Annotated in this window: 19 protein-coding genes; 17 read left to right on the forward strand and 2 right to left on the reverse strand. The window is 64.3% G+C overall.

Annotation, left to right across the window (positions count from 1 at the left end):
- The 15 genes from NKH49_RS02825 to NKH49_RS02895 all read left to right on the forward strand — a co-directional run.
- The coding region (locus NKH49_RS02825; RefSeq protein WP_352925137.1) for a PAS domain-containing hybrid sensor histidine kinase/response regulator family protein at window positions 1-1,435 on the forward strand (1,435 nt) is incomplete at its 5' end.
- Between the two features lie 150 nt (window positions 1,436-1,585).
- On the forward strand, window positions 1,586-3,085 hold the full coding sequence (locus NKH49_RS02830) for a helicase HerA domain-containing protein (protein WP_352501119.1): 1,500 nt from the start codon (window positions 1,586-1,588) through the stop codon (window positions 3,083-3,085).
- 411 nt (window positions 3,086-3,496) lie between these two features.
- The gene (locus NKH49_RS02835; protein WP_352470181.1) at window positions 3,497-4,603 is read left to right on the forward strand and encodes an efflux RND transporter periplasmic adaptor subunit; all 1,107 of its coding nucleotides are present in this window, start codon (window positions 3,497-3,499) and stop codon (window positions 4,601-4,603) included.
- Window positions 4,600-7,803, forward strand: coding sequence for an efflux RND transporter permease subunit (locus NKH49_RS02840; protein WP_352925139.1), 3,204 nt, complete (start codon window positions 4,600-4,602; stop codon window positions 7,801-7,803). Before NKH49_RS02835 ends, NKH49_RS02840 begins: the two co-directional genes overlap by 4 nt.
- Before the next feature lie 442 nt (window positions 7,804-8,245).
- Window positions 8,246-8,845: an ANTAR domain-containing response regulator gene (locus tag NKH49_RS02845; protein ID WP_023676288.1), complete on the forward strand. Its 600-nt coding sequence runs from the start codon at window positions 8,246-8,248 to the stop codon at window positions 8,843-8,845.
- A 2-nt stretch (window positions 8,846-8,847) separates the two neighbouring features.
- On the forward strand, window positions 8,848-10,086 hold the full coding sequence (locus NKH49_RS02850) for a CmpA/NrtA family ABC transporter substrate-binding protein (RefSeq protein ID WP_352925141.1): 1,239 nt from the start codon (window positions 8,848-8,850) through the stop codon (window positions 10,084-10,086).
- A gap of 359 nt (window positions 10,087-10,445) precedes the next feature.
- A complete protein-coding gene (locus NKH49_RS02855; protein WP_352925143.1) occupies window positions 10,446-11,762 on the forward strand; it encodes a CmpA/NrtA family ABC transporter substrate-binding protein in 1,317 nt (438 codons plus the stop codon).
- Window positions 11,763-11,836: 74 nt separating this feature from the next.
- Window positions 11,837-12,733 (forward strand): nitrate ABC transporter permease, encoded by an 897-nt coding sequence (ntrB, locus tag NKH49_RS02860; RefSeq protein WP_352925145.1) that lies wholly within the window; start codon window positions 11,837-11,839, stop codon window positions 12,731-12,733.
- An 11-nt stretch (window positions 12,734-12,744) separates the two neighbouring features.
- On the forward strand, window positions 12,745-13,542 hold the full coding sequence (locus tag NKH49_RS02865) for an ABC transporter ATP-binding protein (protein ID WP_352681456.1): 798 nt from the start codon (window positions 12,745-12,747) through the stop codon (window positions 13,540-13,542).
- 391 nt (window positions 13,543-13,933) lie between these two features.
- Window positions 13,934-14,131, forward strand: coding sequence for a twin-arginine translocation signal domain-containing protein (locus NKH49_RS02870; RefSeq protein ID WP_352469909.1), 198 nt, complete (start codon window positions 13,934-13,936; stop codon window positions 14,129-14,131).
- A gap of 58 nt (window positions 14,132-14,189) precedes the next feature.
- The gene (locus tag NKH49_RS02875) at window positions 14,190-15,491 is read left to right on the forward strand and encodes an MFS transporter (protein ID WP_352540396.1); all 1,302 of its coding nucleotides are present in this window, start codon (window positions 14,190-14,192) and stop codon (window positions 15,489-15,491) included.
- 19 nt (window positions 15,492-15,510) lie between these two features.
- Window positions 15,511-17,961, forward strand: coding sequence for a nitrite reductase large subunit NirB (nirB, locus tag NKH49_RS02880; protein ID WP_352925147.1), 2,451 nt, complete (start codon window positions 15,511-15,513; stop codon window positions 17,959-17,961).
- Between the two features lie 66 nt (window positions 17,962-18,027).
- Window positions 18,028-18,357, forward strand: coding sequence for a nitrite reductase small subunit NirD (gene nirD / locus NKH49_RS02885; RefSeq protein WP_023676297.1), 330 nt, complete (start codon window positions 18,028-18,030; stop codon window positions 18,355-18,357).
- A gap of 3 nt (window positions 18,358-18,360) precedes the next feature.
- Window positions 18,361-21,192 carry a nitrate reductase gene (locus NKH49_RS02890; protein WP_352813842.1) on the forward strand — a complete coding sequence of 944 codons (2,832 nt, stop codon included), beginning with the start codon at window positions 18,361-18,363 and terminating at the stop codon, window positions 21,190-21,192.
- A 104-nt stretch (window positions 21,193-21,296) separates the two neighbouring features.
- Window positions 21,297-21,782: a hypothetical protein gene (locus NKH49_RS02895; protein WP_352813841.1), complete on the forward strand. Its 486-nt coding sequence runs from the start codon at window positions 21,297-21,299 to the stop codon at window positions 21,780-21,782.
- A gap of 27 nt (window positions 21,783-21,809) precedes the next feature.
- On the opposite strand, the gene NKH49_RS02900 is transcribed toward NKH49_RS02895, so the two are convergent.
- Window positions 21,810-22,841 carry a hydroxyacid dehydrogenase gene (locus NKH49_RS02900; protein ID WP_352925149.1) on the reverse strand — a complete coding sequence of 344 codons (1,032 nt, stop codon included), beginning with the start codon at window positions 22,839-22,841 and terminating at the stop codon, window positions 21,810-21,812.
- A gap of 175 nt (window positions 22,842-23,016) precedes the next feature.
- Here NKH49_RS02900 and NKH49_RS02905 point away from each other — a divergent pair, with 175 nt between their 5' ends.
- Window positions 23,017-24,453: an aldehyde dehydrogenase family protein gene (locus tag NKH49_RS02905; protein ID WP_352454833.1), complete on the forward strand. Its 1,437-nt coding sequence runs from the start codon at window positions 23,017-23,019 to the stop codon at window positions 24,451-24,453.
- A gap of 37 nt (window positions 24,454-24,490) precedes the next feature.
- The gene (locus tag NKH49_RS02910) at window positions 24,491-25,072 is read left to right on the forward strand and encodes a DUF1349 domain-containing protein (protein WP_352925151.1); all 582 of its coding nucleotides are present in this window, start codon (window positions 24,491-24,493) and stop codon (window positions 25,070-25,072) included.
- 40 nt (window positions 25,073-25,112) lie between these two features.
- Here the strand turns inward: NKH49_RS02910 and NKH49_RS02915 are convergent, their stop codons facing one another.
- Window positions 25,113-25,865, reverse strand: a complete 753-nt coding sequence (locus NKH49_RS02915; RefSeq protein WP_352925153.1) for an SDR family NAD(P)-dependent oxidoreductase — start codon at window positions 25,863-25,865, stop codon at window positions 25,113-25,115.
- Window positions 25,866-25,943 lie beyond the last annotated feature (78 nt).

Consider the following 25,943-nt stretch of genomic DNA (forward strand, 5'->3'; position numbering starts at 1 on the left):
GAGCGCCGATCCAGGCTTCGGCCTGAGCCGGGTTCATCCCGACGATCTGCCGAGAGTGAGGGAGGTCCTGCTCGCAGCCAAGGCCGCCGGCTCCTACACCTGCGAATTCCGCTGGCAATGCGCCGACGGCAATTACCGGATTTTTCTCGACCAGGGCGTCCTGTCGAATGGCTCCGACGGCAAAGAGCCTGAGATCCTCGGCACGTTGCTGGACGTTACCGAGCGGCGCGAGCTTGAGAACCAGCTGCTGCAATCGCAGCGCCTCGACGCGATCGGCAAGCTTACCGGCGGGCTGGCGCATGATTTCAACAATCTGCTGGCCGCAATTCTCAGCGGATTGGGATTGCTCGAGCGCCACGCCGAGTTCGATGGACAGACCAGGCAGGTTCTGGAACTGACACGCCGGTCGGCAAAACAAGGCGCCGAGCTCGTCAACCGCATGCTTGCGTTCTCGCGCCGCCAGACGCTGAGGCCGCAGGCCGTGCGCCTCGCCGCGCTCGGCGATACAATGAACGGGTTGGTGGCCCCGGTCCTGGGCGGCCTGATCCGTTTCGATTGGCTTGTCGACGACACTGTGTGGCCGGCGCATGTCGATGCCAGCCAGCTGGAGCTCGCGCTGATGAACCTGGTCTTCAACGCGCGCGATGCCATGCCGTCCGGCGGCACGATAATCGTGGAGGCGCAAAATCGAACGCTAGGCCGTGCAGCCGAGGATATTTCGGCGGGCGACTATGTCGTGGTCACCGTCAAGGACACCGGGTCGGGCATACCGGCTGACATTCTCGCCAAGGTCGTCGAACCGTTCTTCACCACAAAACCGGTCGGCAAGGGCACTGGCCTCGGTCTGAGCACGGTGCATGGTTTCGTCAAGCAATCGGGCGGCACGCTTCGCATTGAAAGCACCGTCGGCAGTGGAACATCCGTCCAGCTCTGGCTGCCGCGTTCAATCGAGCGTCCGGTCGAAATCCCCGAGAAATCCGATGCCGACGACAGCGTCGTGAATGCCGGCGAGGACTATCCATCGGTCCTGCTGATCGACGACAGCAACGTACTGCGGGAACTGACGGCGCAATCGCTTCGCCAACACGGCTTTGCGGTTACCTGTGCCGCGGGCGGTGCCGAAGCGCTGGCGATGATCGAGCGCGCGCCGTACGATTTCGATGTCATCGTCACCGATTTTGCCATGCCGCTCGTCTCGGGCCTGGAGGTCATTCGGTTCGCCCGCAATCTGCGGGCCGATTGGCCGGCGGTGATGATAACCGGATATGCCGATGCCGACGCGATCGCCGGCCGGCCCCCCGACGTGCCGCTGCTCGGCAAACCGCTGCGCGACAAGGATCTTGTGGAGAGCATTCTTGCAGCGGCCGCGCGCGCCGGCTCGCAGAAAGCCAGGCAGGCCCAGCCGGTGAAAGGCGGGTACCGGTTTTCGACCTGAGGAGACAAGCCTCATCGAATCGAAACGGTACGTTCCGTATCCTCGATCGCCCGCGACATCCAGCCTGTGCGCAACACGGAGCGCCGGCCATGCCGCGCTCGACGGGCTGTGATGCGATTGATAAGCCCTCTCCGCAAGGAGAGTCGAGACATGACCGTTGCGATCGAGATGGGCCAGACGAGCGCAGGCGCCCCGGCGGCGCTGGATCTCGAGGAGCTGCTGGCGACCCGCCTTTTGGTGCAGGGCAATTCGGGCTCCGGCAAGTCCCACCTGCTGCGCCGGCTCTTGGAGCAGAGCGCGCCCTGGGTGCAGCAGACCATCATCGACCCCGAAGGCGACTTCGTGACGCTGGGCGACCGTTTCGGCCACCTGGTGATCGACGCCGAGGAGCATACCGAGCGCGGCCTGCAGAGCGCCGGCGAGCGGGCGCGCATCCACCGCGTCTCCACGGTGCTCAATCTCGAGGGGCTCGACGCCGAGAACCAGATGCGGCGCGCCGCCGCCTTTCTCGGCGGGCTTTTCGAGGTCGCCCGCGACCACTGGTACCCGATGCTGGTGGTGGTTGACGAAGCGCAGCTGTTCGCGCCGGCTGTCGCCGGCGAGGTTTCCGACGAGGCGCGCAAGCTCTCGCTCGGCGCCATGACCAATTTGATGTGCCGCGGCCGCAAACGCGGGCTGGCCGGCATCATCGCCACCCAGCGGCTGGCCAAGCTTGCCAAGAACGTCGCCGCCGAGGCTTCCAATTTCCTCATGGGCCGGACCTTTCTCGATATCGACATGGCGCGCGCCGCCGACCTGCTCGGCATGGAGCGGCGCCAGGCGGAGGCTTTTCGCGACCTCGAGCGCGGGCAATTCATGGCGCTCGGCCCGGCGCTGTCGCGCCGTCCGCTGGGCTTGCGGATCGGCCCGACCGATACAAGTCCGCGCAACGCGACCCCGCGCCTGATGCCGCTGCCGGAATCGGCGTTGGAGGACGCGCGCGCGATCATCCTGGCGGCCCCGCCGCCCGAAACCGTCCGGCCGCAGCGCCGGTCGTCGCCGGACCTGCTCGACCAGCTGATGGCGGCGAAATCGGCGGCGCTGGAAATCCGCCCCCAAGCGGTGGAGCCGCCGATCAGCGCCGAGGATTTGGCGGAGCGCCGCGAGCGCGTCGACCGGGTGCTGCGCGCCGTGCTGGCGCAACCCGATGCCGGCTTCCGGGTCATCGGCGTGCTTTATCAGGAGTTCGTGGTCCGCTGCCGCATCGAGGGCCTCGCCTCGGTCGTGCCGGACCTGCCGGAGTTCCGCCGCATGCTGACCCGCGCCCGCGCCGGCCTCGGCTCCGACATGGCAGGCGATGACGCTTGGCAGGACGTCTCGGCGCGCGCCTCGCTGCTCCCCGAGGACATGCAAGGCGTGTTCATGATGATCGCCCGCGCCGCCAAGGAAGGCTGGCCCTGCCCGAGCGACGCGGCGATCGCCCGCGCCTACGGCTCGCACTCGCTACGCCGCGCCCGGCGCCTGCTGATATATATCGAGGAGCAGGGGCTGATCGTCTGCCAGCTCGACGGGGTTGGAAGGCGGACGGTGACGCTGGTGGAGCTCGCCTGGGCGACCGCGCCGGGCGATCCCAATGCAGAGGACGCGGAGCAGGGGAGTTTGGCGGTGTAAGGGCTGATGCGGTTCCGATAGCGAAATGGCGGCTTTAACGTTTGAAGAAGGATTGCGGACGTTCAGCCGACGGGACCAAGGTCTGTTCCCAGGTCTAGCCGCCCCTCTCAATGGCATCCCCGGACCGCCCGGTGGATATGCATCGCAAGTGGCGGGTGGCGGGGCAGCCACAGGGTGGACATTTCAGCCCACATCGAAAATGATCATGTTGCCATGCACACACTGTAGTGCTCTGATTTCGACGAAAAGCCTGAGCGTAGAAGCGGATCAACCGACCTCCGGGTCCAGCGAGCGAGGACGCAAATGGACACCCAAGAGAATGGGCAATTGCATCGCGACGCGGGCGGGCGACCCTGTCGATCGGCCGGCTGGCTTACCCGCGCCGCCGTGTTGGCGGCATTCGTGCTCGGCATGGCTTTCAGCAGCACTGCGTTTGCGCAGGACCAGCAGTTACCCGTGGTGACGGCGGCCAAGCCGGTGGTCCGTGAAATCGTCGAAGACGACGAGTTCGTCGGGCGCTTCGAAGCCCTCGACCAGGTCGCCATCCGTTCGCGCGTCAGCGGCTATCTGGACAAGGTCAGCTTCCAGGACGGCGCACTGGTCAACAAGGGCGACCTGCTCTTCACCATCGATCAGCGTCCGTACCAGGCGGCTTATGATGCCGCCAAGTCGCAAGTGGACGTCGCCAAGAGTCTGCTCGAATTCTCCAAGATGCAGCTGGATCGCGCCGACGAACTCGCCAAGACCGGCAATATCTCAACCGCGACGGTCGACGACCGCCGGCGGGAATACCTTTCGGCGCAGGCGCAGATGCAGGGCGCGACGGCTGCGCTGACGACGGCCAGACTGAACATGGAATTCACCGAGATCAAGGCGCCCTTGTCCGGCCGCATCGACCGCCGGCTGGTGTCGGTCGGCAACCTCGTGCAGCCGGATTCCACCTTGCTGACGACCATCGTTACGCGCGATCCGATCGACTTCTATTTCGACGTCGATGAGCGCCTGTATTTCAGCTACGCCCGCGACGCGAAGGAGCGCGGCGGCAGCATGCAGGAAGGCGCCGGCGGGCTTGAGGTGGTGGTTCGCGTCGCCGACCGCGCGGAGGCGGTATTCAAAGGCAAGCTCGATTTTGCCGAGAACCGGATCGACAACGCGACCGGCACCATGCGGGTGCGTGCAAGGTTTCCCAACGCCGACGGCATTCTCCAGCCAGGCATGTTCGGGCGCATCAACGTGCCGGGGTCGCTGCCGCATAGCGGCGTGCTGGTGCCCGACGAGGCGATCGGCGCCGATCAGGATCGCCGCATCGTGTTCCTGGTGGATGAGGCCGGGATGGTGTCGGCGAAGCCCGTGCGCACCGGCCCGCTTCTCGACGGCTACCGGGTGATCCGCCAGGGCCTGACCGGCGATGAGACGATCATCGTCAACGGGCTGATGCACGCCAGGCCCGGCACCAAGGTCAAGGTCGAGATGGTGACGTTGCCGCCCAGGGCCGAGACCGCCGAGTTGCAGCAATGAGGTTCGCACATTTCTTCGTCGACCGTCCGATCTTCGCATCGGTCGTTTCGATCGTCCTGCTGATCCTCGGCGGGATTGCTTATACCCAGCTGCCGGTCGCGCAATATCCCGAGATCGCGCCGCCGACCATCGTCGTTCGCGCCCAGTATCCGGGCGCCGACGCCGAGACGGTCGCAGCGACGGTGGCAACGCCGATCGAGCAGGAGATCAACGGCGTCGAGGGCATGCTCTACATGTCGTCCTATTCGTCGGGCGACGGGGCGATGGCGCTGACCATCACCTTCAAGCTGGGCACCGATCTCGACCAGGCGCAGGTGCTGGTGCAGAACCGCGTGTCGGTCGCCGAGCCACGCCTGCCCGAAGAAGTCCGCCGCCTCGGCATCACCACCACCAAGACCTCGCCCGACCTGATGATGGTCGTGCACATGCTGTCGCCCGACAATACCTACGACCAACTCTACGTCTCGAACTACGCCCGCTCGCGGGTGCGCGACATATTGCTCAGACTAGACGGCGTCGGCGACCTCATCATCTTCGGCGAACGCGAATATTCGCTGCGCATCTGGCTCGATCCGGAAAAACTGTCCGCCCTGGGGATGACCTCGGGCGATGTGGTGCAGGCGCTGCGCGACCAGAATGTCCAGGTGTCGGGCGGCTCGATCGGCGCGCCGCCGACCAGCACCGGCACGGCGTTCCAGTACACGGTCACAACGCAAGGCCGCTTCAACGACGCACGCGACTTCCGATACGTGATCGTCAAATCGACCGACGACGGCCGCCTGATCTCGCTCCAGGACGTGGCGCGCATCGAGCTCGGCGCCAAGGATTACGTCACCAACTCCTATCTCAACGGCAAACCGGCGGTGGCGCTCGCCATCTTCCAGCGGCCGGGCACCAATGCGCTCGCCGCAGCCGCGGAGATCCAGGACAAGATGAAGGAGCTTTCCCGCGACTTCCCGAAGGGGTTGAGCTACGACATCGTCTACAATCCGACCGAGTTCGTCGCCGAGTCGATCCAGGAGGTCTACAAGACGATCCTCGAGGCGATGCTGCTGGTCATCATCGTCATCATCGTCTTCCTGCAATCGTGGCGCATGGCGATCGTGCCGATCGTGGCGATTCCCGTGTCGCTGATCGGCACGCTGGCGGTACTTTACGCCGCCGGCTTCTCGCTCAACATGCTGACGCTGTTCGGCCTCGTTCTGGCGATCGGCATCGTCGTCGACGATGCGATCGTCGTGGTCGAAAACGTCGAGCGCAATATCGCCAGAGGGCTGGCGCCCAGTCCGGCGTCGCACCTGACCATGGACGAAGTCGGAACGGCCGTCATCGCGATCTCGCTGGTGCTGATAGCCGTGTTCGTGCCGACAGCCTTCATCCCCGGCATTTCTGGGCAGTTCTATCTGCAGTTTGCTATCACCATCGCGGTGTCGACGGCGATCTCGGCATTCAATTCGCTGACGCTTTCGCCGGCGCTGGCCGCACTGCTGTTCAAGCCGCATCACGCCGCGGCGGCGCCGCCGCGCTTTTTCCTGGCGCGGTTCGGACGGGCGCTCGCCGACGGCTTCAATCGCGGCTTCGACAGGGTCGCCCATTGGTATTCGAGCATTATCCGCGTGCTGGTCGGCTCGTGGATAACGATGGCCGCCATGCTGGCCGTTTTCGCGGCCCTCATCTACGCCACGGTCTACATGGTGCAGGCGGTGCCGCGCGGTTTCATTCCGTCGCTTGACCAGGGCTATGCGATCGTCGTCGTTCAGTTGCCGGACGGCGCTTCGCTGTCGAGGACCGATTCGGTCATCCAGCAGGCGTCGCAGATCATCCAGAAAACGCCAGGCGTCGATTACGCTGTCGCCTTCGCCGGCTTCTCCGGCGCGACCTTCACCAACGCCAGCAACGCGGGCGTGATCTTCGCCAGGTTCAAGCCGTTTGACGAGCGACTGAAAGCCGGCAAGTCGGCGACCCAGGTCATCGGCAATCTGTTCGGCAGCCTGCAAAGCATCAAGGAAGCCTTCATTATCGCACTGCCACCGCCGCCGATCCGCGGCGTCGGCAATGCCGGCGGCTTCAAGCTGCAGATCCAGGAGCGCAACAGCGCCGACATGCGGCAGATCCTGGCGCTTGCCTACGAAATCGCCGGCAAGGCCAACAAGACGCCGGGGCTGACGGGCGTGTTCACCACCTTCTCCGCGTCGAGCCCGCAATTCTTCCTGGAGATCGATCGCGACAAGGCGCGCATCCTGAACGTGCCGATCCCCAACATCTTCGAGACGCTGTCGATCAATTTGGGCACCGCCTACGTCAACGACTTCAACGCGTTCGGGCGCGTCTACCAGGTGCGGGCGCAGGCCGACCAGGCGTTCCGCCTCGATCGCGCCGACATCTTGAAACTGAAGGTGCGCTCGGCGACCGGCGCGCTGGTTCCGCTCGGCACGTTGATCGAGATCCGCGACGTCACCGGCCCGGCGCTGGTCCAGCGCTACAACATGTACGTCTCAGTGCCGCTGCAGGGCAACGCCGCGCCCGGCGTTTCCACGGGCGACGCGCTGGCATTGATGGAAGGGATCACGGCAAAGACGCTGCCGGCCGGTACCTCCTATGAATGGACCGAGCTCGCCTATCAGGAGCGCAACACCGCCAATGCCGCTGTCTATATTTTCGGACTGTCGGTGCTGTTCGTGTTCCTGGCGCTGGCGGCGCAATATGAAAGCTGGGTGCTGCCGTTCGCCATTGTGCTGGTGGTGCCGCTCGGCGTGCTCGCGGCGTTGCTCGGCGTGTCTTTCCGAGGGCTGGACAACAACATCCTCGTGCAGATCGGCCTCATCGTGCTGATCGGGCTTGCCGCGAAGAACGCGATCCTGATCGTCGAATTCGCGCGGCAGGCGCAGGAACGCGGGCTGTCGGCCGCCGAGGCTGCCGTCGAAGCCTGCCGGCTCAGGCTGCGGCCGATCCTGATGACCGCCTTCTCGTTCATCCTCGGCGTCGTGCCGCTGATGATCGCAACGGGACCGGGCGCAGAAATGCGCCAGTCGCTCGGCACCGCGGTATTCTCCGGCATGCTCGGCGTCACCTTCGTCGGCCTGTTCCTGACGCCGGTGTTCTACGTCACGCTCAGGTCGCTGTTTTCACGGCGCAAGCCCCGTGCCGAGGCCGAACCTTCGGGGCCGGCAGAGGCGCCATCGGAGACGGCCGCCGAGTAGGGTTACGAATTCGCCGCGCGAGCGCGGTTATCACTCCAGAAAATCGGCGCGGCGCGGCAACGGCTACGATCTGCGCAACCTCGGCGTCGAGGTGCCGCGGAGACCCTGCTCGGTCTGATCCAGCCTGACAGCCGCATCCAGTTCAGCGAGACGATGCCGGGCGGAGAGGCCAATGCGATCTTCTTCTGGTCGACCAGGCGGGGCTTGAGGGCGCAACCGCGACCTCCGGAGTCCTCGCTTGCGATGTCTGCTTCCGCCCGACGCGATCACCGTGCGCCGACAGACCTGCAGGCAGCCGATCAGGCGGGTGCGGCGCCCGCGGCGTCAACTTCGTGGCGCCGGCCGTCGTCCAATTCCTCAGGCGGCGCCTGGACGCCGGCTTTGTTTCCGTGAATCTCGCCATGCCGCATTGCACAATCGTCTCGCCTGCGCAAAATGCGGCATGATCCGCAAATCCCTCACTGTTCTGGTGATCGATGAAAACCACATCCGCGCTTCGATAATCGAAGCGGGATTGCGGGAGGCCGGGCATCAGCAGGTCACGGTCATCCACGACGTCGCCGGCATCGCGCGGCGGATCGCCGAGATCGAACCCGACGTGATCGTCATCGATCTCGAAAATCCCAACCGCGACATGCTCGAAAACATGTTCCAGCTTTCGCGCGTGGTGAAGCGGCCGATCGCCATGTTCGTCGACCGCTCGGATCAGGCTTCGATCGAAGCTGCGGTGGAAGCGGGGGTATCGGCCTATGTCGTCGACGGCCTGCGCCAGGAGCGGGTCAAGCCGATCCTCGACATGGCGATCAGCCGCTTCAACGCCTTCTCGCGCATGGCGCGCGAACTGGAAGAAGCCCGCAGCGAGTTGGAGAGCCGCAAGGTGATCGATCGCGCCAAGGGCATCCTGATGAAATCGCGCGGCCTGTCGGAGGACGCGGCCTACACGCTGCTGCGCAAGACAGCCATGAACCAGAACCGCAAGATCGCCGAAATCGCGCAGAGCCTGGTGACGGCGGCAGGGCTTCTGGATCCCGAGGAGAGTTGAGAATGGCGGCCGAGCACCGGATCAATGCTGGCTTCATGCCGCTCTTCGACAGCGCCATCTTTGTCGCGGCGAAGGAAATCGGCTTTGCTTTGCGCGAAGGCATCGACCTCACCCTCAACCGGGAAACGTCCTGGGCCAACATCCGCGACCGCATCGCCATCGGCCACTTCGATCTGGCGCACATGCTGGGGCCGATGCCGATCGCCTGCAATCTGGGGCTGACGCCGCTCGCCTCCGATACCCTCGTGCCGTTCTCGCTCGGCCTCGGCGGCAATTGCGTGACGGTTTCAAACGCGGTCTGGGCCGGCATGGCCGCGCACGGCGCCCAACCCGATCTCGATCCGGCGCGGGCCGGCAAGGCATTGCGAGCGCTGATTCGCGAACGGGCGAATGGCGGCGGCGATCCGCTGCGCTTCGCCGTCGTCCATCCGCATTCCGGGCACAATTACGAATTGCGCTACTGGCTCGCCGCCTGCGGCATCGACCCGTCGCGTGAAATCGAGATCGTCATCGTGCCGCCCCCCTTCATGGCCGACGCGCTCGCCGCCGGCAGGATCGACGGCTACTGCGTCGGCGAACCTTGGAACAGTGCCGCGGTCGTCGCCGGCACCGGCCGCATCGCCACGGTCAAGGCGGCCATCTGGAAGACCAGCCCGGAGAAAGTCGTTGGCGTGCGCAAGGCATGGGCGGAAAGAGAGCCGGACGCGCTTTCAGCCCTGCTGCGTGCGCTTCATCACGCGGCGCGCTGGTGCCAGGATCCGGCAAACCGTGACGAACTCGCGGCCCTGATGGCGCAGCCGGCCTTCCTCGGGCTTGCGCCGGCGCTGCAGATGCCGATTCTCAGCGGGCATCTGGCGCTCGGCGGCGGCGCCGAACTCACCGTCGGTGACTTCTTTCTGCCCTTCAACAAGGCGGCGAACTTCCCGTGGAAGAGCCATGCGCTGTGGTTCTACACGCAGATGGTGCGCTGGGGGCATGTCCCGCACACGCCGGAAAACCTCGCTATTGCCCGCGACTGCTACCGCCCCGATCTCTACCGCTCGGCGTTGAAGCCGCTTGGCGTGGCGCTTCCCGGTGCCAATGCCAAGGTCGAGGGCGCGCTGAAGGCCGCGACTCCGGTCGGTTCGGCGGGGGCAAGCCTGGTGCTCGGTCCCGATGGCTTCTTCGATGGCCAGATATTCGATCCCGACGAGATCGACGCCTACATTGCCGGCCAGAAATTGGCGCGCGCTGAGGCCTGATCATTTCTCCGGCATTCTTGTGCGCTGCACAAAAAATGTGCGTGCAACTGCGCTAATGAACAATCCTTGGCTTGCTCGCCCAGCGGGCCGGCGCGCCGAAGATTGTGGCATGCCGTTGATCTCATTGATGTTTGTCACCCATTCCGAAACTGGCACGGTTCCTGCTTTGTAATAGGCAGACTCTTCTCGGGTCACGGAATAGGCGTCCAATGGCGGGCGCTACAGGCAAAGCTGCCGCTCAGGTCAACACGCGATCCCGGATGGACGGACGCGCGCGGCCTGGCCGGCGGCTTTTTTTGTTTTGGTCGAACACGCAATCGACGGCGCCGATCCCAAGCCGCGCCCAACCGGAGATGACGATGACGAAAAGCACCAATAGCCATTCCGCCCAAACGGCGATCAGCCGCCGGGATTTCCTGAGGATCAGCGCGGCCACCGCGGCAACGCTGGCCGCGGCGCGTGCGCTGCTGCCCTCCGGCGCCTATGCGGCGCCCGCCGCGCCGGAAGTCACCGGCGCCAAGCTCGGCTTCATCGCATTGACTGATGCAGCACCGTTGATGATCGCCAAGGAGAAAGGCCTGTTCGAGAAATTCGGCATGCCCGATGTCGAGGTGCTCAAGCAGGCCTCCTGGGGGGCGACGCGCGATAATCTGGTGCTCGGCGGCGAAGCCAACGGCATTGACGGCGCCCATATCCTGACGCCGATGCCTTATCTGATGCACACCGGCAAGGTGACGCAAAACAAGCAGCCACTGCCGATGGCGATCGTGGCGCGGCTCAACTACGACTGCCAGGGCATTTCCGTCGCCCAGGAATATGCCAGCACCGGCGTCGGCCTCGACGCCTCCAAGCTGAAGGACGCCTTCGCTGTGAAAAAGGCCGCAGGCAAGGAGGTGAAGGCCGCCATGACCTTCCCGGGCGGCACGCACGATCTTTGGCTGCGCTACTGGCTGGCTGCCGGCGGCATCGATCCCGACAAGGACGTCTCGACCATCGTCGTGCCGCCGCCGCAGATGGTCGCCAACATGAAGGTCGGCAACATGGACGTGTTCTGTGTCGGCGAGCCGTGGAACGAGCAACTCGTCCACCAGAGCGTCGGCTTCACCGCCGCCACCACCGGCGAACTGTGGAAGGGCCATCCGGAAAAGGCGCTCGGCCTGCGCGCCGCCTTTATCGACAAGTACCCGAACGCCACCAAGGCGATCCTGATGGCCGTCATGGAAGCCCAGCAATGGTGCGAGGCAAAAGAAAACAAGGACGAGATGGCCGCCATCATCGGCAAGCGGCAGTGGATGAACGTGCCGACTGCCGACATCATCGGCCGCCTCAAGGGCGACATCAACTACGGCAATGGCCGCGTCGCCAACGGCACCGACCTCTATATGAAGTTCTGGAAGGGCGGCGTGTCCTATCCCTTCAAGAGCCACGACAGCTGGTTCCTCGCCGAAAATATCCGCTGGGGCAAGTTCGCGCCGACCACCGACATCAAAGCACTGGTCGGCCAAGTAAACCGTGAGGATCTGTGGCGCGAGGCGGCCAAGGATCTTGGTGTCGCCGCGGCCGATATTCCGGCGTCTACGTCGCGAGGCACTGAAACCTTCTTCGACGGCAAGATATTCGATCCGGAGAACCCGTCGGCCTATCTCGACAGCCTGAGAATCAAGGTGTCGGCCTGAGCCTGACAGGGATGCGCGGCAGGCGGTGGCAGCGCCGCCTGCCTTGCACCTGCCGCCAAGGAGTTTTTCGAGAAATGTCTATCCAAGCCATCGAGGACCGCAAGGTGAAGCCGTTCCCCGCACCGGCCAAGCCCGCCGAGGTCATCGCCTTGACCGCCAAGGCGCGGCGCCGCTTCGACCCGGCCGCGGTCGCCGCCAAGCTGGCCAGCACGCTGGTGCCGCCGGTCATCGTCATCACCATTATGCTCGTCGTCTGGCAGGTCGCCTGTTCGTCGCCCACGGCCAGCCTGCCACCGCCGAGCCAGGTGTGGAACGAGGCCTATGACCTGATCGCCCACCCGTTCTTCGACAATGGCCCGCAGGACATCGGACTCGCCTGGCGGGTGCTGATGTCGCTGCAGCGCGTCGCCATGGGCTTCGGCCTGGCAGCAATCGTCGGCGTCGCGCTCGGCGCGCTCGTCGGCCAGTCGATCTGGGCGATGCGCGGTCTCGATCCGGTCTTCCAGATCCTGCGCACGGTGCCGCCGCTCGCGTGGCTGCCGCTGTCGCTGGCGGCGTTCCGCGATTCCAGCCCGTCGGCGATCTTCGTCATCTTCATCACCTCGATCTGGCCCATCATCATCAACACCGCGGTCGGTGTCCGCAACATCCCCGAGGACTACCGCAACGTCGCCCGTATCCTCCGGCTCAACCAGTTCGAGTTCTTTGTGAAGATCATGGTGCCGGCGGCCGCGCCCTACATCTTCACCGGCTTGCGGATCGGCATCGGCCTGTCCTGGCTCGCCATCGTCGCCGCCGAAATGCTGACCGGCGGCGTCGGCATCGGCTTCTTCATCTGGGACGCGTGGAACTCGTCGCGCCTGCCCGACATCATTGTCGCGCTCGCCTATATCGGCATCACCGGCTTTTGCCTCGACCGCCTGGTCGCGGCGGTCGGCGTCTTCGTCACCCGCGGCACAACGGCAAAGTGAGGAGAGGGACGATGACGGCCTATCTGAAACTCGACCACATCAACAAATCCTTCGCCCGCGGCAGCCAGGTCAGCGACGTGCTGAAGGACATCCGGCTGACTATCGACAAGGGCGAATTCGTCTCGATCATCGGCCATTCCGGCTGCGGCAAGTCGACCTTGCTCAACCTGATCGCCGGCCTGACCAAGGTCTCGGCCGGCGCCGTCCTGCTCGAAGACAAGGAGGTCGACAGCCCCGGCCCGGAACGCGCCGTGGTGTTCCAGAACCACAGCCTGCTGCCTTGGCTCACCGTCTACGAAAACATCAACCTCGCGGTATCCAAGGTCTTCGGCGGCAAAAAGAGCCGGGCCGAGCGGCATGAATGGATCATGCGCAATCTCGATCTCGTGCAGATGGCGCATGCCAAGGACAAACGTCCGGCCGAGATTTCGGGCGGCATGAAGCAGCGCGTCGGCATCGCCCGGGCGCTGGCCATGGAGCCGAAGATCCTGCTGCTCGACGAGCCCTTCGGCGCGCTCGACGCGCTGACCCGCGCGCATCTTCAGGACGCGGTGATGGATATCCATTCGAGGCTCGGCTCGACGACGATCATGATCACTCACGATGTCGACGAGGCGGTGCTGCTGTCCGACCGCATCGTCATGATGACCAACGGGCCGGCGGCCACCATCGGCGAGGTTCTTCCCGTGCCGCTGGCCCGGCCGCGTCGGCGCATTGAGCTTTCCTCCGACCGCACCTTCCTGCGCTGCCGCGAGGCGGTGCTGAAATTCCTCTACGAACGCCACCGCTTCGTCGAAGCCGCGGAGTAAGGCCATAATTGGAAACTCGTCATCATCATTGGCAAATCTGCATCGGCAAAGGGCAATCTACCGCATTGCACAAATATTATGCTGCTGTGCAAGGCATTTTGACTAATCTTTGATCCGCTGCCGAGCTTGGTCAAAAGTCGCGCGGCTGCGGTTCATATTGATTTCATTCTATAATTAAGAGCGCTGTCGAATTGGCACGCTTCCTGCTTTCCAAAATGTAGGGTCCGCAAGGGCCAAGTGACACGGCGTCCAATGGCGGGCGCCACAGGCAAAGCTGCCGCTCAGGTCCACACGCGCTCCCGAAATCCCGGACGCGAAGACCTGGCCGGCGGCTTTTTTGTTTTGACGCAATCGACACGCTGGTCCCAAGCGGCGCCAACAGGAGACGACGATGACGAAACGGATCGGAACTGGCGCGTCCCTCGCGGACTTCACGCGCCGCGATTTTCTGGCCGCCAGCGCGCTGACGGCGGCGCTGTTCACCGCCGCGCTCCTCCTCTTTCCCGCCGGCGCCAAGACTGACGGCAAGGGTCTTGAAGTGACCGCGCAAAGGTCGGTTTCAACCAGTTCGCCGATGCTGCGCCGCTGACAGTCGCGAACGAACAGACAAGGGCGGTGCCTCCCACGCCGCAAACCGGAGCCAGAAAATGACCGCAAATCTCCCAGCCGCGCCCAGCCAGGACAGCGCTCCCCGGCAGGCGCTTGCCATGTCCACCATCGCCTTCACCGTCTGCTTCGCGGTGTGGACGATCTTTTCAATCATCGGCGTGCGCATAAAGCAAGAGCTGGGGCTGAACGAGACGGAGTTCGGCCTGCTCGTCGGCACGCCGATCCTCACCGGCTCGCTCGTGCGTATGGTGCTCGGTGTCTGGACCGACCGTTTTGGCGGACGGCTGGTATACACCGCGACCATGCTTGCGGCGGCGGTCGCGACCTTTCTGCTCGCTTTTGCGCACACCTACGGGCAGATGCTGGTCGCCGCACTAGGCGTTGGGCTCGCCGGCGGTTCCTTCGCCGTCGGTGTCGCCTATGTCTCGCGCTTCTTCCCGGCCGGCAAGCAGGGTACGGCGCTTGGCATTTTCGGTGTCGGTAATGTCGGCGCCGCCGTCACCAAGTTCCTGGCACCGTTCGTGCTTCTCTCCTGGGGCTGGCAGTCGGTCGCGCTGATCTGGGCGGCAGCACTCGTCGTCATGGCCGCCGTCTTCTGGTTCACGACTGGCGACGATCCGGTCATCCGCGAGCGCCGCGCCGGCAAGGCAGCGCCCAAGAGAAGCTTCTTGCAGGAATTCGCGCCGCTCAAGAACCTGCAGGTCTGGCGCTTCGCCTTCTATTATTTCTTCGCCTTCGGTGCGTTCGTGGCGCTCTCGCTGTGGCTGCCCCGCTACCTGATCGGCGTCTATGGCTTCGGGCTTGCGACCGCCGGCATGATCGGCGCGGCCTATTCAATACCGGCAAGTATTTTCCGCGCCTATGGCGGCGTGCTTTCCGACCGGATCGGCGCCCGCACCGTGCTCTACTGCACCTTCGCTGTCAGTGCCGTCGCGACTCTCGTTCTGTCTCTCCCCTCGGCAGACTACGTCGTGCGCGGTATCAGCGGGCCGATCGCCTTCCATTTCGAGATCGGCCCGCTCGCCTTCATAGCCGTTGCCTGTGTGCTCGGCTTCTTCATGAGCCTCGGCAAGGCCGCCGTCTACAAGCACATCCCGGCCTACTATCCGCAGAGTGTCGGCGCGGTCGGCGGCGTTGTCGGCATGATTGGCGGGCTCGGCGGCTTTGTCCTGCCAATCGCCTTCGGCGTGCTCAACGACCTCACCGGCGTCTGGTCGAGCTGCTTCATGCTGCTCTTCGTCATCGTCGCCACCTGCTTTGCCTGGATGCATCTTTCCATCCGGCGGATGGAGCGCACGGCGCCTGCCGAAGCTTCAGGCCTTTCCTACGCGGCTGAGTGAGAGCGGAGTGGATCAGGACATGACCGAGAAACTCGTCATCATCGGCAACGGCATGGCCCCCGGGCGCATGCTGGAGCATCTCCTGGAAAAGGCGCCTGGGCGCTACCAGGTCACCATCTTCAACGCCGAGCCGCGCGTGAACTACGACCGCATCATGCTGTCGCCGGTTCTGTCGGGCGAAAAGGCCTATGAGGAGATCATCATCCATGGCGACGGCTGGTACATCAAGCACGGCATCACCCTCTACAAGGGCCACAAGATCGTCGCCATCGACCGGCAGGCAAAGACCGTCACCTCCGATCATGGCGTGACCGAGCCCTACGACAAGCTCGTCATCGCCACCGGCTCGGTGCCGTTTATCATTCCGGTGCCAGGCCATGACCTGCCGGGCGTGCTCACCTATCGCGATCTCGACGACGTCCGGGCGATGATGCTTGCCGCCCAGTCGCGGGCCAAGGCTGTCGTCATCGGCGGCGGCCTGCTCGGCCTGGAAGCGGCTGCGGGTCTGAACGCGCAGGGCATGGACGTCACCGTGCTGCACGTCATGCCGACGCTGATGGAGCGTCAGCTCGATCCGGCCGCCGGATATCTCCTGCAGCGCGCCGTCGAGCAGCGCGGCATCAAGGTCATCACCAAAGCCAACACCCAGGCGATCACCGGCAACGGCAAGGTCGAGCGGGTGGAGCTTGCCGACGGCACAGTCATTCCCGCAACGCTCGTCGTCATGGCGGTGGGCATCAGGCCGAATGCGGCGCTGGCGAAGGAAACCGGCATTGCGGTCAATCGCGGCATCGTCGTCGACGCCGGCATGCGCAGCAACGATCCCGATATCTACGCAATCGGCGAATGCGCCGAGGTCAACGGCCAGGTCTACGGGCTGGTCGCGCCGCTCTACGAGATGGCGCGCGTCGCCGCCAGCCATCTGGCCGGCAATGAGGCGGCGGCTTTCGTCCACATGGACACGCCGACTAAGCTCAAGGTCACCGGCATCGAGCTGTTCTCTCTCGGCGACTTCGCCGAGGGCGATGACCGTCAGGAGATCGTGCTGCGCGATGCCGCGGCCGGCGTCTACAAGCGCCTCGTACTCAAGGACGACCGCATCATCGGCACTGTGCTCTATGGCGAGACGGCGGACGGCGCCTGGTTCAACGACCTCAAGAAGAAGCAGACCGACATATCCGAGATGCGCGATACGCTCATCTTCGGCCAGTCCTACCAGGGAGGCGCCCCCCTGGACCCTATGGCGGCCGTTGCAGCCTTGCCGGATGATGCGGAAATCTGCGGTTGCAACGGCGTATGCAAGGGAAAGATCACCGGCGCGATCACGGCCAGGGGCTTGACCTCGCTCGACGATGTGCGCGCCCACACCAAGGCGTCGGCCTCCTGCGGCTCCTGCACTGGGCTGGTCGAAAAGCTGATGGTGCTGACCATCGGCGACAAATACAACCCCGCGGCGGTCCAGCCGATGTGCAGCTGCACCGCGCTTGGCCATGACGAGGTCCGCCGGCTGATCAAGGCCAAGGGCCTGAAGACCATTCCCGCCGTCATGCAGGAACTGGAGTGGAAGACCTCCTGCGGCTGCGCCAAATGCCGGCCGGCGCTCAACTATTATCTCGTCTGCGACTGGCCCGACGAATACGCCGACGATTACCAGTCGCGCTTCATCAACGAGCGCGTCCACGCCAACATCCAAAAGGACGGCACCTATTCGGTAGTGCCGCGCATGTGGGGCGGCGTCACCAACGCGGCCGAATTGCGCGCCATCGCCGACGTCGTCGACAAGTTCGAGATCCCGATGGTCAAGGTCACCGGCGGCCAGCGCATTGACATGCTCGGCATCCGCAAGGAAGACCTGCCGGCGGTATGGGCCGATCTCGGCCAGGCCGGCTTCGTCTCCGGCCACGCCTATGCCAAAGGACTGCGCACGGTGAAGACCTGTGTCGGCTCGGACTGGTGCCGCTTCGGCACGCAGGATTCGACCGGCTTGGGCATCCGTATCGAAAAATTCATGTGGGGCTCGTGGACCCCGGCCAAGGTCAAGATGGCGGTGTCGGGCTGTCCGCGAAACTGTGCCGAGGCGACCTGCAAGGATGTCGGCGTGATCTGCGTCGATAGCGGCTACGAGATCCATTTCGCCGGCGCCGCCGGTCTCGACATCAAGGGCACCGAAGTGCTCGGCCTGGTCAAGACCGAGGACGAGGCGCTGGAGCATATCGTGGCGTTGACGCAGATGTATCGCGAGCAGGGTCGCTATCTTGAGCGTATCTACAAATGGGCCAAGCGCGTCGGCATAGCTGAGATCAAGCGTCAGATCATGGACGATGGCGAGAAGCGCAAAGCCTATTTCGACCGCTTCGTCTTTTCGCAGAAATTCGCCCAGGTCGACCCATGGTCGGAACGTGCTTCCGGCAAGGACAAGCATGAATTCCGGCCGATGGCTTCGGTCGGCTTTGCCCAGGCGGCGGAGTAGGCGCGTGTTCCCGAAAAGTGGAATGCGGTTTTCGGACAAGAACACGCGCAAAAGAGGAATGGCCACATGAATTGGGTATCGATCGGCACGCTCTCGGACATTCCGCGTCGCGGCGCGCGCTGCGTCGCCACGCCGGAAGGAAAGATCGCCGTCTTTCGCACGGCCGACGATCAGGTCTTTGCCATCGACGACCATTGCCCGCACAAAGGTGGGCCGCTCAGCCAGGGCATCGTCCATGGCACGGCGGTGACCTGTCCCTTGCACAATTGGGTGATCTCGCTGGAGACAGGCAAGGCGCTCGGCGCGGACGAGGGCGCGGTGCGCACCATTGCGGTGCGGATCGACGGCGAGCGGCTGTTCATTGCGCTGGAAGCGCTGGCCAGCCGCGCGGCGTGAACCATGCAGATTGATGAAGCGCGCGAGGTGAGGACCACCTGCCCCTATTGCGGGGTGGGTTGCGGCGTGCTGGCGAAGGTCGCCGCGGACGGTGAAATAACCGTTCGCGGCGACCCGGACCACCCGGCGAATTTCGGCCGGCTCTGCTCCAAAGGCTCGGCGCTGGCTGAGACCATCGATCTCGACGGCAGGTTGCTATACCCGGAGATCCACGGTCGCCGCACCGACTGGGACGAAGCGCTCGACCTTGTCGCTTCGACCTTCTCGCAAACCATTGCCGAACACGGCCCTGGTTCGGTCGCCTTTTATGTTTCCGGCCAGTTGCTGACCGAGGACTATTACGTCGCCAACAAGCTGATGAAAGGCTTTATCGGCTCGGCCAATATCGACACCAATTCGCGCCTGTGCATGGCCTCGTCGGTCGCCGGCCACCGCCGCGCCTTTGGCTCGGACACCGTTCCGGGAAATTACGAGGATCTGGAACTTGCCGACCTGATCGTGCTGGTCGGCTCCAATCTCGCCTGGTGCCATCCTGTACTCTACCAGCGCATTGCCGCCGCCCGGGAAAAGCGGCCCGAGATGAAGGTGGTGCTGATCGATCCTCGCCGCACCATGACCTCAGACATCGCCGACATGCATCTGGCGATCGCGCCCGATGGTGACGTCGCTTTGTTCACCGGCCTGCTCGCCTATCTCGGCCAGCACAACGCGCTGGACCGCACCTATATCACGGCGCACACGACCGGCTTCGGGCAAGCGCTTTTCGCCGCCTCGGCGCTCGATCTTGCCGGCATCGCGGCTGCCACGGGTCTCAGTGAGGACGAACTGGCCCGCTTCTACAGCCTGTTCGCCGCGACGGCGAAGACGGTGACCGTCTACAGTCAAGGCGTGAACCAGTCGTCTTCGGGCACCGACAAGGTCAACGCCATCATCAACTGCCATCTGGCCACCGGCCGCATAGGCCAGCCCGGCGCCGGGCCGTTCTCGGTGACCGGCCAGCCCAACGCCATGGGCGGCCGTGAGGTCGGCGGCATGGCCAACATGCTGGCCGCCCACATGGAGATCGAAAACCCCGAGCACCGCGAACGCGTGCAGCGCTTCTGGAATGCCCCAACCGCCGCCGAAAAACCCGGCCTGAAAGCGGTCGAGATGTTCCAAGCGGTGGCCGACGGACGCATCAAGGCGCTGTGGATCATGGCCACCAACCCCGTCGATTCGATGCCGGACGCCGATGCCGTCGAGGCGGCGATCAAGGCCTGCCCGTTTGTCGTGGTGTCGGACGTGCTGGCCAAGACCGACACGGTCCGCCACGCCCATGTCCGGCTGCCGGCCACCGCATGGGGCGAAAAGGATGGCACCGTCACCAATTCGGAGCGCCGCATCTCGCGCCAGCGAGCCTTTTTGGCCACGCCTGGTGAGGCAAGGCCAGATTGGTGGATCATCGCTGAAGTCGCCAAGCGGATGGGCTTCGGCGAGGCTTTTTCGCATGTGTCGCCGGCCGACATCTTCGCCGAGCATGCCGCGTTGTCGACATTCGAGAATGACGGGGCACGCGATTTCGACATCGGCGCCTACGCCGGGATCGATGCAGGGACGTATGAGGAGTTGGCGCCATTCCAATGGCCAGCGCCGAGCCAGGGAACCCCCCTCTGGCCTGGCGGCCATCTCCCTCTCAAGGGGGGAGATTGGATGTCGCCACCGGTTTCGCCAATCGTTGCCATTGCTGAAAAGGCGGTGCCGGCAAAACTGTCAATCTCCCCCCTTGAGGGGGAGGTGGCCGGCAGGCCAGAGGGGCGCGCGCGGCGCCAGCTGGAGGACAAAAGCACCCGCTTCTTCGCCAACGGCAATTTCTACACACCCGACGGCAAGGCACGCTTCATTGCCATCCGCCCAGCCGCACAAACCCGCACCAGCCCGGACTTCCCGCTGGTGCTCAACACCGGGCGCGTGCGCGACCATTGGCACACCATGACGCGGACCGGCAAGAGCCCGCGCTTGTCGCAGCACATGGCCGAACCGTTCGTCGAAATCCACCCGTCGGATGCGCAGCACTTCGGCATCGGCGATGCCGAGATCGTCCGCGTCTCGACTGCCCATGGCGAGGTGCTGGTCCGCGCCCTGGTGACGGTGCGCCAACGCCAAGGCTCTGTATTCGTTCCGATGCACTGGACCGATCAGTTCTCCGGCCGCGCGCGCGTCGATGCACTGGTCGCGCCGACGACCGATGCGATTTCAGGCCAACCGGCCTCGAAGAATGTTGCCGCCCGCATCGAGCGGTTCGCCGCCACAGCCTTCGGCTTCGCCGTGCTTGCCGAACGGCCCGCATCGATCGACGCCGACTACTGGAGCCTCGCCCGCGGCCCCGCCGGCTGGCGGCTTGAAATTGCGCTGCAGGACAGCCGCGACTGGACCGGGTTTGCCGCCGCGCTATTAGGCATGGAAGGCGAGACGCTCGCCTATCACGACATCGCCGGCGGGCACCATCGCTTCGCCCGTTTCGCAGGCAATAGGCTGGTCGGCGCGCTCTATCTTGCGCCAACCCCGGTGGCGGTGTCGCGCGGCTGGGCAGTCGAACAACTTGGCGCTGACCATGCCAATCGGCAGGCGCGGCTGGCGATTGTCGCCGGGCGGCCGGGCGGCAACAGCGTCGACCGCGGTGCCATCGTCTGCGCCTGTTTCGGGGTTGGTGCCAACCAGATCGCGGAAGCGGTACGCGGCGGCTGTACCAGCGTCGCGGCAATCGGCGCCGTCCTTCACGCCGGCACCAATTGCGGCTCTTGCCGCGCCGAGATCAAGACCATTATCGACGGGCGGCGTCTGCAAGCTGCGGAGTGAATGCGCCGAGAAACTCTGCCGTGCCGCCGCATGATGCTTACTAGCAATTTACAAACCATGGGCTACCAACGTTCTGACTTCGATTCGCTCGGAACGGGAGCCTCATGAGCAAAGCCCTGACCTCATTCGCGCTTGCCGCCGCGCTGGCGGCCTTGCTGATGGCGCTCTGCCTGATGGTGGCCAGGCATGGCTATCCCTATGGCGCGATCGGTGCCAAGCGCTTGAGCGACATCGCCGATGCGGGGACGTTCATTCCGCTCGCGGCGATCTATTTTTTCAGCGCACTGCTGATGATGGTTCTGCCGATCAGGCTCGCTGGCATCGTCCTGACACATGCCGCCGATGCGATCTTCTGGACGGTCATCTTGTTGTTTGCGGTCATCGTTGGATGTCTCGCCGCGAGATTTGCTTTCGGTCAGCGCGATGTGCTCCCGGCACTGCTGAACTGGCGGTTCCTGTTTGTCGCAGCCGTCGTCGGATGCCATCTCTTCATCAACGAGCTGCGCCGGAACATCCTGTTGCGAAGCCTGTTCTTCGTCGTCTTCGCCGCAGCGACACTGGCCTGCCTGTTTTGGTCCTTCACCATCTGAGCATGTGCGACCCGTCGGGCAGACGGCCTAATTCTTGTCGACCGGCTTCGAACGCATTCGCGAAACGGTCTCACGCTCGGCCCGCTTCGAACGCATCGGCGGCAGGCCGCGGTCGACCAGGTCCATGTCTTCCAGCACCATGTCGCCCATCCGCTTGAAAGCGATGTCGAGCGCACCGGCCCGGTGGGCGGAGCGCAGGAACCCCGGCAATGTGCGGACCGGGTGATCCTGGCCAAGCGGCTCCTCAGGAAAAACATCGCTGGCGGCGACGATATGGCCGCTGCGGACGATATCCATCAGCGCCGGGAAATCGACCACGCCGGCTCGGCTGAGCAGGATGAAAGCGGCTCCCTTGCGCATCCTGGCAAACGCCTCGGCGCCGAGGAAGCCCTGGTTTTCGCTAGTCACGGAAGCGACGACGAAGACGAAATCGCTGTTCGACAGAACGTCGTCGAGAGAGGCGGGCTCGACGCCGTTTTCGATCAGGATCGACGGCGGCAGCCACGGGTCGAAGACTTTTGTCCGCGTGCGAAAGCCTGACAGCAGCCGGTTGAGCGCACGGCCAAGATCGCCGAAGCCGATAATGCCGACATCCGCGCCGGAAAGAAGCCGTGCCGTCCGGTTGCCGTCGCCGCCCCACAGCTCCTTGCCCTGACGAAAGGCGAGATCGGCGTCGACGATGCCGCGGGCGAGGTTGAGCGCCATGGCAAGGCCGAGCTCGGCCACCGGTTCGGCAAACACCAGCCCGGTGGTGACGACATGGATGCCGCGCGAAAACAGCGTCTCGTAGGGCATGTTGTTGATGAGGTTGCTCTCGACATTGAAGATGCAGCGCAGCGCCTTCATTCTTTCCAGCGTCTCCGGCGTGATAGGTGGCTGGCCGACGATATAGCGCGCCTCGGCAAGGATATCGGCCGGCAGCGCCGCCACCGCTTCGGGCGATATTTCGACGATGCGGTATTTCGATCGAAGTTTCGCCAGCGCAGCCGGCGTGAAGATCAGGTCGAGCGTGCGCGGTTCGGGTGCGCTGATCACCAGCGGCAAGGCGCTGTTGGACACGATGCTTTCCTCCCGTGCGATCCGCGTCGCACCACACTGGAATCGTCTTTCCCGCCCCGACACCTATCACATGCCTGTCGAGGAGGAGAAGTTTGCCTGGCTTCGGCCTTGCGGTGCGGCGGTCGGTGGTCCAGATAGACGGCGATCGAAGGACGACAAGGAAGACAGCGACATGATCCCGTTTCGAAAGAACCTCATCGATGGAGAGTGGGTAGGCGATGCCGGCTCCCGTAACATCAACCCGTCCAATCTCGACGACGTGGTCGGCGAATATGCATCGGGAGGCGCCGAGCACGCCCGGCAGGCCATCGCGGCGGCGAAGGCGGCATTTCCGGCGTGGTCCCGATCGGGCCTGCTGGCCCGCCATGCGGTGCTGAGGAAGGCGTCGGACGAGATCACCGCGCGGAAAGATGAAATCGGCCGGGCGTTGGCGCGCGAGGAAGGCAAGACGCTGGTCGAGGGCATCGGCGAGACTGTCCGCGCCGCCCAGATATTCGACTTCTTCGCCGGCGAGACGCTGCGCCTGTCGGGCGAGCTGGTGCCGAGCGTGCGGCCCGGCGTCGGCGTCGAGATCACCCGTGAAGCGGTCGGCGTCGTCGGCATCATCACGCCGTGGAATTTTCCGATCGCCATTCCGGCTTGGAAAATCGCTCCGGCGCTGGCCTACGGCAACACCATCGTCTTCAAGCCGGCGGAACTCGTTCCGGAGAGCGCCTGGACTATTGTCGACATCCTGCACCGCGCCGGGCTGCCCAAGGGTGTGCTCAACCTGGTGATGGGCAAAGGTTCGGTGGTCGGCCAGGCCATGCTCGACAGTCCTGACCTCAACGCGATCACCTTCACCGGATCGGTCGGCACCGGCAAGCGCGTCGCCGCCGCCAGCGTCGAGCACATGCGCAAGTTTCAGCTCGAAATGGGCGGCAAGAACCCGCTTGTCGTGCTCGACGATGCCGACCTTGCCGTCGCTGTCGACTGCGCCATCAACGGTGCCTACTTCTCGACCGGCCAGCGCTGCACGGCGTCGTCCCGGCTGGTGGTGACGGACGGCATTCACGACCGCTTCGTCGAGGCGCTCAAGGACCGCATGGCCAAGTTGGTCGTCGGCGACGCTCTCGATGCCAAGACCCAGATCGGGCCGGTTGTCGACCAGAGCCAGTTGAAACAGGACGAGGACTATATCGCCATCGGACGTCAGGAAGGTGCCGATCTCGCCTTCGGCGGCGAGCGGCTCGATCGTGAAACCCGCGGCTTCTATTTGCAGCCGGCGCTGTTCACCGAAACCACCAACGCCATGCGCATCTCGCGCGAGGAGATTTTCGGACCGGTCGCCAACGTCATCCGCGTCAAGGATTATGACGAGGCGCTGGCGGTGGCCAACGACACGCCGTTCGGCCTGACCTCCGGCATCTGCACCTCGAGCCTCAAGCATGCCACGCACTTCAAGCGCAATTCGGAAGCCGGCATGGTCATGGTCAATCTGCCGACGGCGGGCGTCGACTTCCACGTGCCTTTCGGCGGGCGCAAGGGATCGAGCTACGGCCCGCGCGAGCAGGGCCGCTATGCCGCAGAGTTCTACACCACGGTGAAGACCGCTTACACGTTTGCCGGCTAAGAAAAGGCGGCAGACCAGCCAGGCAGCGAGCAAGTCGATGGCATCTGAGAATACGGACCTGACCTGGCTCAATCCGCCGCCGCACCACGCCTTCGGCAACAATACGGTGCATGTTCGGACCGGCGAGGAGACCGACTTCTGGCGCGAGACGTTCTACGGCTTCTGGCGCGACAATGGCCATTTCCTCTATCGTGAGGTCGAGGGCGATTTCAGCGCCGAAGTCACGGTCAAGGGGCACTATGAGGTGCTTTACGATCAGGCCGGGCTTATGGTCCGCCTGAGCGAGACGCACTGGATCAAGGCCGGCATCGAATACACCGACGGGCTGATGTATTTTTCCGTCGTCGTCACCAACGATGCCTCCGACTGGTCGCTGGCCAGCATTCCGGGCGATCCGGACGGGGTCAGGATCCGCCTGACTCGCCATGCCGAGACGATCCGCGTCCAGTATCGCGACGCATCCGACAAGCACTGGAAACCGGTGCGGCTTGCCTATTTCCCCCCGTCGAAAACGGTCGATGTCGGCATGATGTGCTGTTCGCCGCAGCGCGAGGGCTTCGAGGTAACATTCAGCGATTTTTCGATCGGCCCGCCGATCTCGCGAGAGCTTCACGACTAAGGCGCCGCGATCCGGTCGGGCGGTTTGCGTCCGGCCTGCCTCAGTAGGTCGCCCGGCCGCCGGAGACGTCGAAGACGGCAGCCGTCGTGAACGAGCATTCCTCGGACGCGATCCAGCAAATCAGCGCCGCCACCTCCTCGACCTCGCCGAACCGCGCCATCGGTATTTTGGACAGCATGAAGTCGATGTGCTGCTGGCTCATCTGCTGGAAGATCGCGGTGCGCACGGCCGCCGGCGTGACGCAGTTCACCGTCACCTTGGTCTTGGCCAGTTCCTTGCCGAGCGACTTGGTCATGCCGATCACCGCCGCCTTGGAGGTGCTGTAGGCCGAGGCGTTCGGGTTACCTTCCTTGCCGGCAATCGAGGCGATGTTGACGATCCTGCCGTAATTGCGTTCGAGCATATGCGAGACCAGCGCCTTGTTGCAGAAGAAGACGCCATTGATGTTGATGTCGATGACCCGGCGCCAATCCTCTACGGAATACTCCCAGGTCGTCATGTTCGGTCCGGTGATGGCAGCACTGGTGACAAGGACGTCGACTGCGCCAAGCGCTTCGATCGTCTCTCCGGCGGCGGCTTCTACGGCTAGGGGGTCGGCAACATCGAGGGTCACGCTGTGCAGGCCTGGAACAATGGCCTTGGCCTGCTCGATCTGGGCGGCATCGCGATCCCATACCGAAACACGCCCGCCTTCGTCAGTGATCCTTTGCGCGACGGCCAGGCCGATGCCTGAGGCGCCGCCGGCGATAACAGCAGATCGTCCGGCAAATCGTCCCGCGAAACTCATCGGCATGTGGTCTTCCTCCCAATTGGCGGCGAATGTGAAGTCAACGGCGGACAAGTTCAAGCGCGGACTTGCAACCTCAGAACA

It is taken from the genome of Mesorhizobium sp. M1088, assembly GCF_040318575.1.
In the GTDB taxonomy this organism is placed as follows: domain Bacteria; phylum Pseudomonadota; class Alphaproteobacteria; order Rhizobiales; family Rhizobiaceae; genus Mesorhizobium.

What these genes read in the sequence shown, in the direction of transcription:
- NKH49_RS02830 (WP_352501119.1), top strand. Translation starts at nt 1,586, where the DNA reads ATGACCGTTGCGATCGAGATGGGCCAGACGAGCGCAGGCGCCCCGGCG.
- NKH49_RS02835 (WP_352470181.1), top strand. Translation starts at nt 3,497, where the DNA reads ATGGCTTTCAGCAGCACTGCGTTTGCGCAGGACCAGCAGTTACCCGTG.
- NKH49_RS02840 (WP_352925139.1), top strand. Translation starts at nt 4,600, where the DNA reads ATGAGGTTCGCACATTTCTTCGTCGACCGTCCGATCTTCGCATCGGTC.
- NKH49_RS02845 (WP_023676288.1), top strand. Translation starts at nt 8,246, where the DNA reads ATGATCCGCAAATCCCTCACTGTTCTGGTGATCGATGAAAACCACATC.
- NKH49_RS02850 (WP_352925141.1), top strand. Translation starts at nt 8,848, where the DNA reads ATGGCGGCCGAGCACCGGATCAATGCTGGCTTCATGCCGCTCTTCGAC.
- NKH49_RS02855 (WP_352925143.1), top strand. Translation starts at nt 10,446, where the DNA reads ATGACGAAAAGCACCAATAGCCATTCCGCCCAAACGGCGATCAGCCGC.
- ntrB (WP_352925145.1), top strand. Translation starts at nt 11,837, where the DNA reads ATGTCTATCCAAGCCATCGAGGACCGCAAGGTGAAGCCGTTCCCCGCA.
- NKH49_RS02865 (WP_352681456.1), top strand. Translation starts at nt 12,745, where the DNA reads ATGACGGCCTATCTGAAACTCGACCACATCAACAAATCCTTCGCCCGC.
- NKH49_RS02870 (WP_352469909.1), top strand. Translation starts at nt 13,934, where the DNA reads ATGACGAAACGGATCGGAACTGGCGCGTCCCTCGCGGACTTCACGCGC.
- NKH49_RS02875 (WP_352540396.1), top strand. Translation starts at nt 14,190, where the DNA reads ATGACCGCAAATCTCCCAGCCGCGCCCAGCCAGGACAGCGCTCCCCGG.
- nirB (WP_352925147.1), top strand. Translation starts at nt 15,511, where the DNA reads ATGACCGAGAAACTCGTCATCATCGGCAACGGCATGGCCCCCGGGCGC.
- nirD (WP_023676297.1), top strand. Translation starts at nt 18,028, where the DNA reads ATGAATTGGGTATCGATCGGCACGCTCTCGGACATTCCGCGTCGCGGC.
- NKH49_RS02890 (WP_352813842.1), top strand. Translation starts at nt 18,361, where the DNA reads ATGCAGATTGATGAAGCGCGCGAGGTGAGGACCACCTGCCCCTATTGC.
- NKH49_RS02895 (WP_352813841.1), top strand. Translation starts at nt 21,297, where the DNA reads ATGAGCAAAGCCCTGACCTCATTCGCGCTTGCCGCCGCGCTGGCGGCC.
- NKH49_RS02910 (WP_352925151.1), top strand. Translation starts at nt 24,491, where the DNA reads ATGGCATCTGAGAATACGGACCTGACCTGGCTCAATCCGCCGCCGCAC.
- NKH49_RS02915 (WP_352925153.1), bottom strand. Translation starts at nt 25,865, where the DNA reads ATGCCGATGAGTTTCGCGGGACGATTTGCCGGACGATCTGCTGTTATC.